Origin of the sequence: Chelatococcus albus, from assembly GCF_030067675.1 — a bacterium.
Taxonomy (GTDB): domain Bacteria; phylum Pseudomonadota; class Alphaproteobacteria; order Rhizobiales; family Beijerinckiaceae; genus Chelatococcus_A; species Chelatococcus_A albus.
Map to the genome: position 1 here is coordinate 182,900 of NZ_JASJEV010000003.1, position 14,694 is coordinate 197,593.

Below are 14,694 nucleotides of genomic sequence, written 5' to 3' on the forward strand. Positions count from 1 at the left end.
TCACGCCGCCTCGTTGCGGGCATCCCACTCGCGCAGGGCCGCGGCATCGCGCGGGGTCACGTCCGGATAGGCCGGGTCGCTGCCCACGTCGGGCGAGATCTTCCACGAGCGGGCGCATTTGCGCCCCTCGGCCAGTGCCGGCACCACGGCGACGCCTGGAACATCATCGAGACGGAATGCCTCCGCCGGCCCCTCTCCCTTGGTGATCTGCACGCCCGAGGTGATGCAAACCTCCGCGAAATCGACGCCCTTCAGCGCCGCGAGCAGATCGGCGTCGGCGATATGGACGACCGGCGCCGCCTCGAGGCTCGCGCCGATGCGCTTCGCCGCGCGCTCGATCTCCAGGGCGCCGGTGACGACGCGGCGCACGCGGCGGATCCGGGCCCATCTGTCGGCGAGCTTCTCGTCCTTCCACTCCGAAGGAATGGTCGGGAACTGCTCGAGGTGCACCGATCCCGTCTCGGACGGGAAGCGGGCGATCCACGCCTCCTCCGCCGTGAAGGCGAGGATCGGCGCGAACCAGATGGTGATGCAGCGGAAGATCTGATCGATCACCGTGAGTGCGGCCTTGCGCCTGAGGCTCGAATAGGGATCGCAGTACAGCGCGTCCTTGCGCACGTCGAAGTAGAAGGCCGACAGGTCCGTGGTCATGAAGGCCGACAGCGCCGCGACCACGCGCTTGTAGTCGAAGGCGGCATAGGCCTCGCGCACGACGGTGTCGAGCTCGACGAGCCGGTGCAGCATGAGCCGCTCGAGCTCGGGCATCTTCGCCGCGGGCACGAGATCGTGCCCGTGGAAGTGGTGGAGGGTGCCGAGCATCCAGCGAATGGTGTTGCGCAACTTGCGGTAGGTCTCGACGAAGGTCTTGAGAATCTCCGGGCCGATGCGCAGGTCGTCGGAATAGTCGGCCGCGGCCACCCACAGGCGCAGGATGTCGGCGCCCGACGTGCGCATGACCTCCTGCGGCGCCACGACGTTGCCCTTCGACTTCGACATCTTCTCGCCCTTCTCGTCGAGGACGAAGCCGTGGGTCAGCACGATGTCGTAGGGCGCGCGCCCGCGCGTGCCGCAGCTCTCGAGGAGCGAGGAATGGAACCAGCCACGATGCTGGTCCGATCCCTCGAGATACATGACCTGATCGTGGCCGCCGTCGATCCTGCGCCTGGTCTTGAGATCGTCGCGCGCCTCCAGCGTGAAGGAATGCGTCGAGCCTGAATCGAACCAGACGTCGAGGATGTCGTCGACCTTCTCGAAATCGGCCGCATCGTAGTCTGGCGCGAGGAAGCGCGCCCCATCCACGTCGGCGAACCAGGCGTCGGCGCCTTCGTCCAAGAAGGCCTCGGCAATGCGGTCGTTGACCTTCTCGTCCTTGAGGACGTCGCCCGCCTTGAGCCCCTTTTCCGGCAGGTCGCGCCTGGCTACGAAGACGGTGATGGGCACGCCCCAGGCGCGTTGACGCGAGATGACCCAGTCGGGCCGGTTCTCGATCATGCCGTTGATGCGCCGCTCGCCCGCCGCCGGCACCCACCGCGTCCGCTTGATGGCCTCGAGGGCGCGGTGCCGGAGCGTGTCTCCGGCGCGTGCCTCGCCGCGCGGACCTGACTGGATGTCCTTGTCCATGGCGATGAACCACTGCGGCGTGTTGCGGAAGATGAGAGGCGCCTTGGACCGCCAGGAATGCGGATACTGGTGCTTCATGCGCCCCCGCGCGATGAGGGCGCCGGCCGCGGCGAGGGCCTCGATCACGCGCCTGTTGGCGCCGCCTTCCTTGCCCTTGTCGTCGAAGACGCGAGCACCGGCGAAGAGCGGGATCGTCTCGTAGTAGGCCCCGTCGGGTCCGACCGTGTGCGGCACGAGCCCCTGGTCCTGCGGCGCCGTGAAGGCGGCGCGATGGTTGAGCCAGGTGTTGTAGTCGTCGGCGCCGTGGCCGGGCGCGGTATGCACGAAGCCCGTGCCCGCGTCGTCGGTGACGTAGTCGGCCGGCAGCAGGGGCACGGTGAAATCCCAGAAGCCGTGGGCACCGGCGACGCCGCGCAGAGGATGGGCGCAGGAGCCGATGCGCGCCGGATCGACCGCGCGCACCTTCTCGTAGGCATCCACCTTTGCCGCCTTGAACACCTCGTCGGCGAGCTTCGTCGCCAGGACGAAGGTGTCGCCGATCTGGGCCCAATTATCCTCGGGCGCCGCCGTGACCCGGTAGAGCCCGTACTCGATGTTCGGGTGATAGGCGACGGCCCGGTTCGCCGGGATCGTCCAGGGCGTCGTCGTCCAGATGACGACGCTCGCCCCGGCGAGGTCGGCCTCCGACGCGACCCCCGAGACCACGACGGGGAACTTGACGAAGATCGTGTTGGAGGTGTGCTCCTGATACTCCACCTCGGCCTCGGCCAGAGCCGTGCGTTCGACGATCGACCACATCACGGGCTTCGAGCCGCGATAGAGCTGATTCGTCATCGCGAACTTCATGAGTTCACGTGCGATCTGGGCCTCGGCCTCGTAGGCCATCGTCGTATAGGGGTTCTCCCAATCGCCCTCGACGCCGAGACGCTTGAACTCCTCCCGCTGCACGGCGATCCACTTCTCGGCGAAGGCGCGGCACTCGCGGCGGAACTCGACGACCGGCACCTCGTCCTTGTTCTTGCCCCGCGCGCGGTATTCCTCCTCGATCTTCCACTCGATCGGCAGGCCGTGGCAGTCCCAGCCGGGGACGTAGTTGGAATCGTGGCCGAGCATCTGCTGCGAGCGCACGACCATGTCCTTGAGGATCTTGTTGAGCGCGTGGCCGATATGAATGTTGCCGTTGGCGTAGGGCGGGCCGTCGTGCAGCACGAAGCGCGGGCGCCCCTTGCCCGCCTGGCGCAGACGGGAATAGAGGCCGATGCGCTGCCAGCGGGCGAGGATCTCCGGCTCGCGCTGCGGCAGCCCGGCGCGCATCGGAAAATCCGTCTGGGGCAGGAACAGCGTCTGCGAATAGTCGCGCGTCTGAAGGGCGGGAACGGACGTGTCGGTCATGGGTCGGCCGGTTCGAAGCGATCGCCGTCACACCGGACGGCACAGGTGCGAGATGTGGTCGATCGGGCCGCCTGCGACCATCCTGTCGCCGACGGCTGAGAATCCCGGCCCCTCGCGCGGCCGAAGTCTGCTGGTGAGACCTCGCGCCTCTTAAGCGAAGGCCGGGCCGTTAATTCGCGATATGTGCGGGCGCGACCGCGCGCGCTCCACGATCACAGGCTCGGTCATGCCGGTCTTCTAGCAGCCGAGCACGCGCGAATAAAGGCCGTCGGCGCCCGGCCCGCCGGCATCCCCCTCATCAAACCTGCGCCGTCCCGGGCGCGGCGAGGCGGGTCTCCACATCCGCCTTCAGGCGTCGGGCTTCCGCGACCAGACCCTGGGCCATCTCGTCGATCTCGCGCGTCGCCCCGCCCACCTGCAGCGCCGTGCGATCGACGGCGCTGATCGACTGGTCGAGATGGCTGGCCGAGGAAGCGGCTGCCTCGATGGAGCGGGCGATCTCGCGCGTCGCGTTGCTCTGCTGGTCGACGGCCTCGGCGATGGTCATCGTCATGCGATCGATGGATTCGATCGTGCCCGTGATCGCGCCGATCGCCGTGACCGCCCGTGCGGCGGCCTCCTGCATCGCGGCGATCTGGGTGCGGATGTCCTCGGTGGCGCGGGCCGTCTGGTTGGCGAGCGCCTTCACCTCCTGCGCCACGACGGCGAAGCCGCGGCCGGCCTCCCCGGCGCGCGCCGCCTCGATGGTGGCGTTGAGGGCGAGCAGGTTCGTCTGTTCCGCGATCGCCGTGATGAGCGTGACCACCTCGCCGATCTTGGCGCTCGACCGGTCGAGCGCATCGACGAGGGCGCTCGTCTCCTCGACCTCCTTCACGGCCCGCGCCGCGATCCCCGACCCTTGCGTGAGCTGTCGGCCGATCTCGGCGATCGAACTCGTCAGCTCGACAGCGGCGGCCGCTGCTGTCTGGACGCCGTCGGTGGACTGGGAGGCGGCCCGGATGGCGGCGCGCATCTCGTCCGCGACGGTGGTGCAGGTGTCATTCATGGACCGCGCGCGGCCGGCGAGCTTGCGCAGGCTCTCTTCGAGCCGCATCACCGAGGCGGCGACGAGTTGCCGCAGATCCTCGTTGACACGCCCGTGCCTCGCCGCCTTCTCGCCGAGGTCCCGGCGAAGGTTCTCGCTCTCGACCTGGCGCTGGCGGCCTGCCACGAGCTCCTGGCGGATCGCGTCCAGCGCGACCACCGCCGCAATCCCGTCGGAGCCGGCCCCGAGGCTCGGTACGGGCGCGGCGAATTCACCCCGGGCGAGGCGCACCAGTTCCTCGATAAGCAGCGCCCGCTTCTGGGCCTCCGACAGGACGAAAGCGGCAGCAAGGGCCGCGACCGCCCCCGCCACTGGCAGGGCAGTGAGGTAAGCCGGCAATCGAAGCGCCTGAGCGAGCATTGGCGCAGCAACGAGGGCCGCGGTGGCGAGCGCGAACAGCCCTCCAATGGCCGCGATGCTGCGCACCAGCGAGGCGGGAAACGAACGGATCAGGGACATCGGCAAAGTCGGCAATGGGGCAATCGGCCACCATCCTGCGGGTAATCCGTTAAGGAAGGGTGGAGCCTGCCCGCCGCTCCTCAGCCGATGAACGAGCGAGGCTCGCGGCGCATCGCCGCATCGGCGAGCAGACGGCGCGCCGCCGCCGAATCGCGATCCATCTGCGCCACCAGCGCCTCCACGGAAGCGAAGCGCTCCTCCCCGCGGATCCAGCCGACGAACTCGACATCCACCGCTTGGCCGTAGAGGTCACCGACAAAGTCCAAGATATGCACTTCGAGGAGCGGTGCGCCGTTGTCGAAGGTCGGACGGCGGCCGAAACTCGCAACCGCGTCGTGCACGACGCCGGCCACCGCGATGCGCACGGCGTAGATGCCGTGGCGGAGTGTACAGTCGTCCGGCAGGCGCAGGTTCGCCGTCGGATAGCCGAGCGTACGCCCGCGCTTGTCGCCATGGCGCACATCCGCGCGTGCGAACCAGCGATAGCCGAGGAGATCGGCAGCAGCCGCGACGTCGCCCCGCTCCAGAGCGCGGCGCACCGCCGTGGAAGACACGGGCTCGTCGCCGTCGCCGACCGGCGCCACGACAGTCACGGGAATGCCGTGCTGCGCCGCCCGTTCCTTGAGGAAGGCCGGCGATCCCTCGCGCCCCTTGCCGAAATGAAAGTCGTGCCCGACGACAATGCCCGACACGTCGAGCCGGCGCACGAGCAGATCGTCGACGAAGGCCCCCGCGTCGGTCGCCGCGAGCGCCGCGTCGAAGTCGAGAACGATGAGGCCGGACAGGCCGAGGCGGGCGGCCACCGCCGCCTTCACCGGCAGTGGCGTCAGGCAGAAATGCGGCCTGTCGGGGCCGAAGAACCGGCGCGGGTGGGGCTCGAAGGTCAGGATGGCAGCGGGCCGTTCCCGGGATGCGGCGAGCGACCGCGTGGCGGCCACCACCGCTTGGTGGCCCCGATGCAGGCCATCGAAATTGCCGATCGCGACGACCGGCCGCGCTAGGGCGGCGGGCAATGTGCCGGCACCCCGCCAAAGGACGAAGGGCGTCGGTCGAATCGCGGGAGGAACCTGGTCGGCCATATGCATGCGGGATCACCGTCTAGAGCGGGACGGGGAAAAGTGGCAACCGGCTTCCCCTCCCATCCCGCTCTAACTTATTCGAATTGATCACGTTTATGATCCTGGATCGACACGACCCGAGATCATCGTGATCCGGCGGCGCGGACCCTGACAACAAGGCCGAGGCGGGGTCAAGCACGGATGTGAAGAAGCACCCCTGCCGCGCTGCCGGCCGAGGTCCCCTCAGCGCGGCCGGCGCGAGGGAACGGAGACCCAGGCCTCACCCTCGAGCACGGGACTTCCGTCCACGAGGCATTCGCAGAACAGGCGGACCCGCCGGCGGTTCTCGACGAGTTCCACCACCTCAACAGCGGCCGTGACGACGTCGCCGATCTTCACCGGCGCGAGGAACTGCAGCGTCTGTGACAGGTAGACGGCGCCGGGCCCCGGCAGGCGCGTGCCGAGCACCGCCGACACGAGGCTCGCGGTGAACATGCCGTGGGCAATGCGCTGGCCGAAGCGCGTCTGCGCGGCGTAGGCGTCGCTCAGGTGGATCGGATTGCGGTCACCGGTGACGTCCGCAAAGCTCGTGACATCCGCCGCCATCACGGTCCGCATCAGGGATTCGCGCATGCCGAGCGCAAGATCCTCGAAATAGTATGTGCGCAGCATGGCGTCCCGCATTGCGACCGTTCCCCGCCCCGCGGCGCTCCGAACGATGCCACTTCGTTGTTGCATTGCAACAATCTAAGCCTGCACGCCGCCGTTGGACCATGCGACTTTCGGTCAGACAGGCTGCTGCTTTCGCCGTAGACCGCCAGTTCCCCCCGGGGTTTCGCCACCCCCGTTAACCGCTTCGCAACGCGCTCGCCCTAGTGTCGACACGACACGGGAGCCGCCGACGCAACCTTCCTCGCGCCCTCCCGCGAGACCGCTTGCCTGCGTCTCGAGGTGATCACCGGAGCCTGACCATGGCCGTTGACCTGTCGATGCCCATCCTCGTCGTGGACGACTACCAGACGATGGTGCGCATCATTCGCAACCTCCTGAAGCAGATCGGCTTCGAGGACGTGGACGAGGCGTCGGACGGGACGACCGCTTTGGCCAAGATGCGCGAAAGGCGGTATGCGCTCGTGATTTCCGACTGGAACATGGAGCCGATGACGGGCTACGAGCTCCTCCAGCAGGTGCGTGCCGACGCGACGCTGAATCACACGCCCTTCATCATGGTGACGGCCGAGTCGAAGACCGAGAATGTCGTCGCTGCCAAGAAGGCGGGCGTCAACAACTACATCGTCAAGCCGTTCAACGCGCAGACCCTCAAGGCCAAGATCGAGCAGGTCTGCGGCGCCTGACGGACGCGCCAGGGGTCATCGCGCCTTCTCCAGCGTGCCTCGCAGGGCCGCGTCATCTCACCATACCAGACTGTCGATCACCGCGGCGGGTCGGGGCGTCTGCGTGCCGAGCCAGGCGGCGAGCACGTCGCGGGCGATGTTCCCGTCGCTCCCCGAGAACTCGGCCGCGTGAATACCGCGAGCGACGAGCAGTGCCGGAAGTCCCATCACGGCAGCCCCCGCCACATCGGTGCGGATGGCATCGCCGATGCACAGGATGCGGCCGTGGTCGACCGGCGCCCCGCGAATCTCGGCCGCTCGCCGCAGCGCCGCCTCGTAGATCGGGCGATGCGGCTTGCCGGCATAGCTCACGCGCCCGCCCATCGCCTCGTAGAGCTCGGCCAGCGCACCGGCGCAATAGACGAGCTTGCTGCCGCGCTCGACAACCAGGTCTGGGTTGGCGCAGATCATCGGCAGATCGTGCGCGAGCATCACGGCGAGCGTCTCGCGGTAGTCCTCCGGCGTCTCGGTGTCGTCGTCGAGGAGGCCGGTGCAGACGACATAGGTCGCGACATCCGGCGCGACGAGCGGTGCATCGAGGCCGGTGAAGATGGGCAGATCGCGTGGCGGACCGAGGTGATGCACGGGCTTGCCGGCACGCGCGGCAACCTCGGTGCGCGTCACGTCGCCCGAAGTGACGACGGCGTCGTAGGCGCTGCGCGGCACCCCGAGCCTGTCGAGCATGTCGATGACCTCGCCGTTCGGACGCGGCGCGTTCGACACGAGCAGCGTCGTGCCGCCCCTCTGCCGGAAGCGGGACAGCGCCTCGCCTGCCTCCGGAAAGGCACGCGTGCCGTCGTGCAGCACACCCCACACATCGCAGAGCAGGAGATCATGTTCGCCCGCCATCGCGGACAGGCCCGCGATGGCGGGAACGGGGGCCGGCTGGCCGGTCATGTGGTCACCGAAATGGGTCGTGAGAGCGCTGCGAGGCGCGCTACCGGCGCGCCCGCGCCCTGTCAAGCACTCCACCGTGTCACGCGCTCGCCCGACGCAGGAAGGCGCGGAAAGGCTTCCGCTCGGTCGCCTCGGCCTGCGCCGCCGGAATGATGACGGGAGGGGTCTCCACGGGGACGGACGGCACCGCGAGGCGCGCGGGCCTGGGCGCGGGCTCCCTCGCCGGAGGCGCCGCCGGGCGCCCGGCCCGCGGGCCGCCGAACACCTCCGCGCGCACCGGACGCGGCGGCGCGAAGAGGAAGCCCTGGGCCAGCGGCACGTTCAGGTCGAGGAGATCGACGACCGCTGCCTCGGTCTCCACCTGTTCGACGATCAGCGCGATGCCGGCGCGCCCGAGCATCGCCGCAAGGTCGGCCGGATCGATCGCGGCACCGTTCGCCGCACCGGAGAGCATCATGGCCGCCGGCACCTTGACGAACCGCACGCCCCGTTCCGCCAGATCGAGCGGATCGAGGCGCAGGTCGGTCACGTGGTCCATGGCGAAGCGCACCCCGCAAGCGGCAAGCTCCGCCAGCGCGCCGGCCCGCTCCGCATCGAGATGCCGCAGGGTGCGCTGCGGCAACTCGAAGACGAGACGACCTGCCGTGTCGGCATTGGCGGACACGATGCGCACGATCGACCGCAGGAAACCCGTCTCGGCGATCGCCGCCGGCGACAGATTGCAGGACACGAGCGCTTCAGCGCCGCGCCCGGCGAGGTGGCGCGCCACCTTCACCGCGCGCGTGACGACGTTCTGATCAAGCTGCGCGACGAGCCCGCGGCGCTCGGCCACGGGGAGGAACTCGGCGGGGACGAGCACCTCGCCCTCATCGCACTGCAGGCGGCTCAACGCCTCGTAGAGCCTGATCTTGCGCTGCGGCAGCGTGACGACGGGCTGCAGATGCAGCTCCACCCGGTCCTCGGCCAGCGCGCGGGCGATCGCCTCGACGCGCGCCCCGTCGCCGCCGGGCGATTTCTCGCGCCGCACCCCGAGCAGGGCTTCGCGACGGCGCGCCGGCGCGCCGGCAGGATCCCCCCCCGCCGTCCGAACGGTGCGCGCATCACCCCCTTCAGGAGCGGCCAGCGCCGGGTGGGCGCCCGGCCCGGCGAGAGCCGACTGGGCACCGGGAGCATTGAGCTGCCGGTCGTGAGCCGCCACAGTCTCGGCCACATCCTTCATGAGGCCGCCGAGAAGCCCGATCTCGGCCGTCAGCTCGGCGAGCGTCGCGCGCACCGCGCGATCCGCTTGCACATCGACGTGGGCGACACGCCCTTCCAGAGCGAGGAGTCGCGCTGTGATACCCTGCAACGCCGCCACAGCATCGCCTGTCGTCCGGCGCGATCGACGGGCCGTCGCGACGGCACCGACGCTCGCCCCCACGCCGGCGAGCCCTGCGAGGAAGGCCGGAAGCGCGAGATCGACGCCTCCGCCCCGAGCCACCAAGCCGATGCCGGCAGCCCCTGCCAGCGCTGTCCCGGTGAGAATTGCCAAAGTCTTTCCGCGTCGCCAATGCGGCGCCATGTTCAGCCCAAGCCCCATCATCGACCGCACTCGCCCCAGCGGCCTCATCAAATCACTACGAATCAGTGTGCCCAGCCCTGATTCGCATGTTCGATTCACGCCGTCTACCGAGGATTTGCGCGACGGAAGGCGCCTGTTCTGACATCGCGCGCGAAGATTACACGCAACACTTGTCGAAGCCTGCGCCGCTCGCGCAGAGCGTTCAGGGTCTCACGGCCGTCATGGCGTCGAGGCCAGCGCGCTTCAGATCGGACGCCAGCCGCTCGACGATCGGCGAGGCGAAAGCGCACCTTTCAAACAGGAGGCGCGGATTGCGGCCCATCTCGGGCACGAGGGTCAGCAGGCGCCGCAGGCTCCTGGCGGCTCGCTCGCCGTCCCCGTCGGCGTCCGCGGCGATGGCGCGCGCCACGAGGCCAAGAGGGTCGTCGTCTCCCACGATGCGGCTGGAGGCGCTGCGCGCCTTGGCATCGTCTCCGGTCATGTGGGCGCCGAGGAAGATGAAGAAATCGAGCCACGGCGGATGGGCAGGGTTGCCGGCCCGGGCCTGCTCCAGCATCGGCAGCCCCTCCGCGTAGCGTGCAAATGCGATGTGGCGCGCGCCGAGGTCGGCCAGAATGTTGGTATCGTCGGGATTGCGCTCGAGAGCCTTGCGCCCGGCGGCGAAGGCCTCGGCATGCTCCCCGCGGATGAAGTGGACGTCGAGGAGCGCCTGATGTGCGCGCGCGCTTTCCGGCGCGATCTGCACCGCCTTCATCGCCGCCGCGAGAGCCCGGTCCAGCGTGGCCCCGGCCCGATGGTTGTAGCCGGAGCGGTACTCCTCGAGATAGGCGAAGGCGAGACTGGCCTGGGCCGAGGCAAAACCCGGTTGGGCGGCAACCACGGCCTCCAGGCAGTCACGCACCTCCGCGTGCCTCGCCTCGGTCGGCCCATGCCAGTAATCGAAGGCCATGCTGAGGCACCGCCATTCGGGCGGCGCGGCCGGCCGGTTTCGCAGATCGGCGAAGATCACCCCGTAGGGTTGCGCGATCGTGGCGGCGATGCTCCGCGCCAGCCACAGCTCAGCGTTGGTCGTTGCATTCTCGGGGCCGACGGGCTGGAAGTCGCGGGTCCAGACCACGGCACCCGAGGCCTCGTGGATCAGGCGCGCCGAGACGGCCACGGTGTCGAGCAGATTGGCGAGGCGCAACACGAGGCGATATCGCTCGGCCGCCCGCGGCAGGCTGTCTGCGGCCCCCGGCGCCGCGGCGGATCGATCGAGGACCTGGACCTCGTCGAAACGCGCGATGGCATTCGCGACCCCGATCACCAGACTGTTGCCTGAGAACCAGGCTGGCATCGCACCCTGGGTCTCGACCGGCTCCACGACGACGAGCGGCAGATAGGGCGCGAAGCGAGACTGCGCCTCCGGCCTCGCGACGGTCCGCTCGTGCAGTCCGTCTTCCCGGGATGGATAGCCCTGGCGCAGACCGAAGGTCGGCAGGAAGAGGGCCGCGATCAAGGCTGCCAGCGCCAAGGCCAGAGCCGCGGCAGCAAGGCCGCGGTGGTCGTCGAGCCAGGAAGCGGCGGCCGGCAAACCGTGGGCTTCATGCTCCTGCTCCTGGAGCGTTGGCGACGCTGCATTGTGCTGGAACTGCGGCACATAGCTCCCGCGCGGGATGTCGATGCGCACCGGATCCGCGCCGCCGGCATCCGTATAGTAGGTATCGAGCGCTCGCCGCAGTCGCATGGCCTCGACGCGCACGATGGGATCCGCCTGCGGATCGAAGCTGTCGTCCCGGCCGAGGGCTTCCGTCGCGATGGTATAGCCCTTGATCTCCTGCGCACGGCCTTCGAGCGTGCGCTCGACCACGAAGGTCAGGAAGGCGGAGAGCTGGGGCGCGCTGCGGAACGCATCGCTGGCAAGAACGCGCGCCAGCGCTTCCCGAATCTCCTCGCGCGGAACGGGTTCAGTCTCGATAACAGGGGTTGCGAGTTCGGCCATACTCCTGCCGCATCGTAAACGCCCCCCTTGGCCGCACTCTATACGCCAGATTTCCGCACCGTCATCAACTCTGCGCAGCGGCGCGGGCCGGTCATGCGCCCGGCGCGAGTTTCGCATCCCCACGCGGCTTGTTAGGCTCGCCGGCAGAGGACGCGCAAGAGGAGAAGCCATGTCGCTCGCCCACGATCAGCTCGCCGCCCACAAGGGCGCCGCTCCGAACGATCTGGAGGCATTCTGGTTGCCCTTCACGGCCAACCGCGCCTTCAAGAAGAACCCGCGCATGATCACCGGCGCCAAGGACATGCACTATATCGCCGCCGACGGCCGCAAGGTGATGGACGGCGCCGCCGGCCTCTGGTGCTGCAATGCCGGCCACAACCGCGATCCGATCGTCGCCGCGATCAGGGCCCAGGCCGGTGAGCTCGACTATGCGCCCGCCTTCCAGTTCGGCCATCCCAAGGCCTTCGCGCTCGCCGCCCGCATCGCGGCCCTCGCCCCCGGCGACCTCGACCACGTCTTCTTTGCCAATTCCGGCTCAGAGGCTGTCGACACGGCGCTGAAGATCGCCCTCGCCTACTGGAACATCCAGGGCAAGGGCTCCAGGACGCGCCTCATCGGCCGCGAGCGCGGGTATCACGGGGTGGGCTTCGGGGGCATCTCCGTCGGCGGCATCGTCAACAATCGCAAGTTCTTCGGCTCGCTCCTCGCCGGCGCCGACCACCTGCCGCACACCTATAGCCGTGAGCAGCAGGCCTTCAGCCGCGGCGAGCCCGAATGGGGCGCCCATCTCGCCGACGACCTCGAGCGCATCGTGGCGCTGCACGACGCCTCGACCATCGCCGCCGTCATCGTCGAGCCCATGGCCGGCTCGACCGGCGTGCTGGCGCCGCCCAAGGGCTACCTCAGGCGCCTGCGCGAGATCTGCGACAAGCACGGCATCCTTCTCGTCTTCGACGAGGTGATCACCGGTTTCGGGCGCCTCGGCTTCGCCTTTGCGGCCGAGCGCTACGGCGTCGTGCCGGACATGATCACCTTCGCCAAGGGCGTGAACTCCGGCACCGTGCCCATGGGCGGTGTCGTGGTGCGCAAGGGCATCTACGAAGCCTTCATGAAGGGCCCGGAGCACGTCATCGAGCTCTTCCACGGTTACACCTATTCCGCCCATCCGCTCGCCTGCGCGGCGGGCCTTGCGGCCCTCGACGTCTATCGCGACGAGGGCCTGTTCGAGCGCGCAAGGCAGCTCGAAGGCGCCTGGGCGGACGCAATCCACAGCCTCAAGGGCCTGCCCAACGTGCTCGACATCCGCACCATCGGCATCGTCGGCGCGGTGGACCTCGCCCCGAAGCCCGACGCCGTCGGCAAGCGTGCCTACGAGGCGATGGACGTCGCCTTCCGCGAGCACGACCTGATGATCCGCATCACGGGCGACACCATCGCCCTCTCCCCGCCCCTCATCCTGCGCGAAGACGACATCGGCGAGATCGCCGACAAGCTCGCCAAGGTCATCAAGGCGGTGGCTTGAGGAGAGACCCCGGAGGCCTCGCGCCGCCGTGCATGCGATGGTGGCACTGTAACGCGCGCGCGGCACCGCGCGGCGTTCGCGCCGTGCCGCGCGCAGCCCGATGAGGGATGACAGGACCCCTTGCCTGCGCTAGGACGCGCCGTTCTCTCTTTCCGACGGCGCGTCCTCCTCTCATGTCCAAGCCCGAGCAGCCGAACGTTCTGAAACAGCCTCTGCCGAGGCTCGTCGCCCGTCAGCCGCGCGGCTTCGTCGACCGCAGCTCACCCGATATCGCGGCGACGGACCGGATGCTCGCGGCCATTCGCGAGACCTACGAGCTCTATGGCTTCGAGGCTGTGGAGACGCCCTTCGTCGAGTTCACCGACGCGTTGGGCAAGTTCCTGCCAGACCAGGACCGGCCGAACGAAGGCGTGTTCTCCTTCCAGGACGACGACGAACAGTGGCTGTCGCTGCGCTACGATCTGACCGCGCCGCTCGCTCGCTACGTCGCCGAGAACTTCGACACCCTGCCCAAGCCCTACCGCAGCTATCGCAGCGGCTGGGTGTTCCGCAACGAGAAGCCCGGCCCCGGCCGCTTCCGCCAGTTCATGCAGTTCGATGCCGACACGGTCGGCGCAGCCTCCGTCGCAGCTGACGCCGAGATCTGCATGATGGCGGCCGACACGCTGGAACGCGTGGGAATCGCGCGCGGCGACTACGTCATCAAGGTCAACAACCGCAAGGTGCTCGACGGCGTGCTCGAAACCATCGGGCTCGCGGGCGAGGAGAAGGCCCACACGCGCCTCGTGGTGCTGCGCGCCATCGACAAGCTCGACCGACTCGGCCCCGACGGCGTGCGCGCACTCCTCGGCGAAGGCCGCCGCGACGAGAGCGGCGACTACACCAAGGGCGCCGGCCTGCCCGCTGATCTCGTCGACCACGTGCTCGCCCTCACCGGCGCCAAGGGTCAGACCGCGCAGGCGACGCTCGCCAATCTCGCCAGGGTGGTCGGCGCCTCCGCGCGCGGGGCCGAGGGCGTGGCCGAGCTCGAGGAGATCGCCTCACTCGTCGCCGCGGCAGGCTATGCCGACGGGCGCGTGGAGATCGACCCCGCCGTGGTGCGCGGCCTCGAATATTACACCGGTCCCGTCTACGAGGCGGAGCTGACCTTCGAGGTGAAGGACGACGAAGGGCGTCCCGTGCGCTTCGGCTCCGTCGCGGGCGGCGGACGCTACGACGGGCTCGTCGCCCGCTTTCGCGGCGAGCCGGTGCCGGCGACCGGCTTCTCCATCGGCGTGTCGCGCCTGCTTGCTGCCTTGAAGCTCGTCAAGAGCCCGATCGTCACCGATGCAGCCGCCCGCGGGCCTGTCGTCGTCCTCGTCATGGACCGCGACCAGGTGGCTCATTACCAGGCGATGGTGGCGCGCCTGCGTGCGGCCGGCATCCGGGCGGAGATGTATCTCGGCTCCTCCGGCATGAAGGCGCAGATGAAATATGCGGACCGGCGCGGCAGCCCCTGCGTGGTCATCCAGGGCTCGAACGAGCGCGCCGCGGGCGAGGTACAGATCAAGGACCTGATCGAGGGCGCGGCGCAGGCCGCGGCCAAGGCCGGCTCCATTGCCGACAGCGCCGAATACCGCGCCCAGCGCCTCGCCCAGTTCTCGGTCGGCGAGGACCTGCTCGTCGAGGCTGTGCGCGAGGTGCTCGCGCGGCACGGGGGCTGAGAGGCCGCCGGACGCACGGGTCA

At 69.1% G+C, this 14,694-nt stretch carries 10 protein-coding genes; 3 read left to right on the forward strand and 7 right to left on the reverse strand.

The window, feature by feature from the left end; all coding sequences use genetic code 11:
* From ileS to QNA08_RS06525, 4 genes are all read right to left on the reverse strand, one after another.
* Positions 1 to 3,012: an isoleucine--tRNA ligase gene (ileS, locus tag QNA08_RS06510; protein ID WP_283739875.1), complete on the reverse strand. Its 3,012-nt coding sequence runs from the start codon at positions 3,010 to 3,012 to the stop codon at positions 1 to 3.
* A 298-nt stretch (positions 3,013 to 3,310) separates the two neighbouring features.
* Complete coding sequence (locus tag QNA08_RS06515) at positions 3,311 to 4,555, reverse strand: methyl-accepting chemotaxis protein (RefSeq protein WP_283739876.1); 1,245 nt, start codon at positions 4,553 to 4,555, stop codon at positions 3,311 to 3,313.
* An 80-nt stretch (positions 4,556 to 4,635) separates the two neighbouring features.
* Complete coding sequence (locus QNA08_RS06520) at positions 4,636 to 5,640, reverse strand: bifunctional riboflavin kinase/FAD synthetase (RefSeq protein ID WP_283739877.1); 1,005 nt, start codon at positions 5,638 to 5,640, stop codon at positions 4,636 to 4,638.
* A gap of 216 nt (positions 5,641 to 5,856) precedes the next feature.
* On the reverse strand, positions 5,857 to 6,297 hold the full coding sequence (locus QNA08_RS06525) for a MaoC family dehydratase (RefSeq protein WP_283739878.1): 441 nt from the start codon (positions 6,295 to 6,297) through the stop codon (positions 5,857 to 5,859).
* 287 nt (positions 6,298 to 6,584) lie between these two features.
* Here QNA08_RS06525 and QNA08_RS06530 point away from each other — a divergent pair, with 287 nt between their 5' ends.
* Positions 6,585 to 6,968: a response regulator gene (locus QNA08_RS06530; RefSeq protein WP_283739879.1), complete on the forward strand. Its 384-nt coding sequence runs from the start codon at positions 6,585 to 6,587 to the stop codon at positions 6,966 to 6,968.
* A 57-nt stretch (positions 6,969 to 7,025) separates the two neighbouring features.
* Here the strand turns inward: QNA08_RS06530 and QNA08_RS06535 are convergent, their stop codons facing one another.
* The 3 genes from QNA08_RS06535 to QNA08_RS06545 all read right to left on the reverse strand — a co-directional run bounded on the left by QNA08_RS06535 (position 7,026) and on the right by QNA08_RS06545 (position 11,446).
* Entirely contained in the window at positions 7,026 to 7,904 is an 879-nt protein-coding gene (locus QNA08_RS06535; RefSeq protein ID WP_283739880.1) for a TIGR01459 family HAD-type hydrolase, read from the reverse strand.
* A gap of 79 nt (positions 7,905 to 7,983) precedes the next feature.
* Entirely contained in the window at positions 7,984 to 9,177 is a 1,194-nt protein-coding gene (locus QNA08_RS06540; RefSeq protein ID WP_283739881.1) for an EAL domain-containing protein, read from the reverse strand.
* 490 nt (positions 9,178 to 9,667) lie between these two features.
* Positions 9,668 to 11,446 carry a tetratricopeptide repeat protein gene (locus QNA08_RS06545; protein WP_283739882.1) on the reverse strand — a complete coding sequence of 593 codons (1,779 nt, stop codon included), beginning with the start codon at positions 11,444 to 11,446 and terminating at the stop codon, positions 9,668 to 9,670.
* Between the two features lie 169 nt (positions 11,447 to 11,615).
* On the opposite strand from QNA08_RS06545, the gene aptA reads away from it, so the two are divergent.
* Both aptA and hisS read left to right on the forward strand, forming a co-directional pair.
* Positions 11,616 to 12,968, forward strand: coding sequence for an omega-aminotransferase AptA (gene aptA / locus QNA08_RS06550; RefSeq protein WP_283739883.1), 1,353 nt, complete (start codon positions 11,616 to 11,618; stop codon positions 12,966 to 12,968).
* A gap of 173 nt (positions 12,969 to 13,141) precedes the next feature.
* Positions 13,142 to 14,671, forward strand: a complete 1,530-nt coding sequence (gene hisS, locus QNA08_RS06555) for a histidine--tRNA ligase (protein ID WP_283739884.1) — start codon at positions 13,142 to 13,144, stop codon at positions 14,669 to 14,671.
* Positions 14,672 to 14,694: the final 23 nt, after the last annotated feature.

Bases quoted from the DNA above. Each gene is read 5' to 3' on its own strand.
- ileS (WP_283739875.1), bottom strand. From the start codon at position 3,012: ATGACCGACACGTCCGTTCCCGCCCTTCAGACGCGCGACTATTCGCAG.
- QNA08_RS06515 (WP_283739876.1), bottom strand. From the start codon at position 4,555: ATGTCCCTGATCCGTTCGTTTCCCGCCTCGCTGGTGCGCAGCATCGCG.
- QNA08_RS06520 (WP_283739877.1), bottom strand. From the start codon at position 5,640: ATGCATATGGCCGACCAGGTTCCTCCCGCGATTCGACCGACGCCCTTC.
- QNA08_RS06525 (WP_283739878.1), bottom strand. From the start codon at position 6,297: ATGCGGGACGCCATGCTGCGCACATACTATTTCGAGGATCTTGCGCTC.
- QNA08_RS06530 (WP_283739879.1), top strand. From the start codon at position 6,585: ATGGCCGTTGACCTGTCGATGCCCATCCTCGTCGTGGACGACTACCAG.
- QNA08_RS06535 (WP_283739880.1), bottom strand. From the start codon at position 7,904: ATGACCGGCCAGCCGGCCCCCGTTCCCGCCATCGCGGGCCTGTCCGCG.
- QNA08_RS06545 (WP_283739882.1), bottom strand. From the start codon at position 11,446: ATGGCCGAACTCGCAACCCCTGTTATCGAGACTGAACCCGTTCCGCGC.
- aptA (WP_283739883.1), top strand. From the start codon at position 11,616: ATGTCGCTCGCCCACGATCAGCTCGCCGCCCACAAGGGCGCCGCTCCG.
- hisS (WP_283739884.1), top strand. From the start codon at position 13,142: ATGTCCAAGCCCGAGCAGCCGAACGTTCTGAAACAGCCTCTGCCGAGG.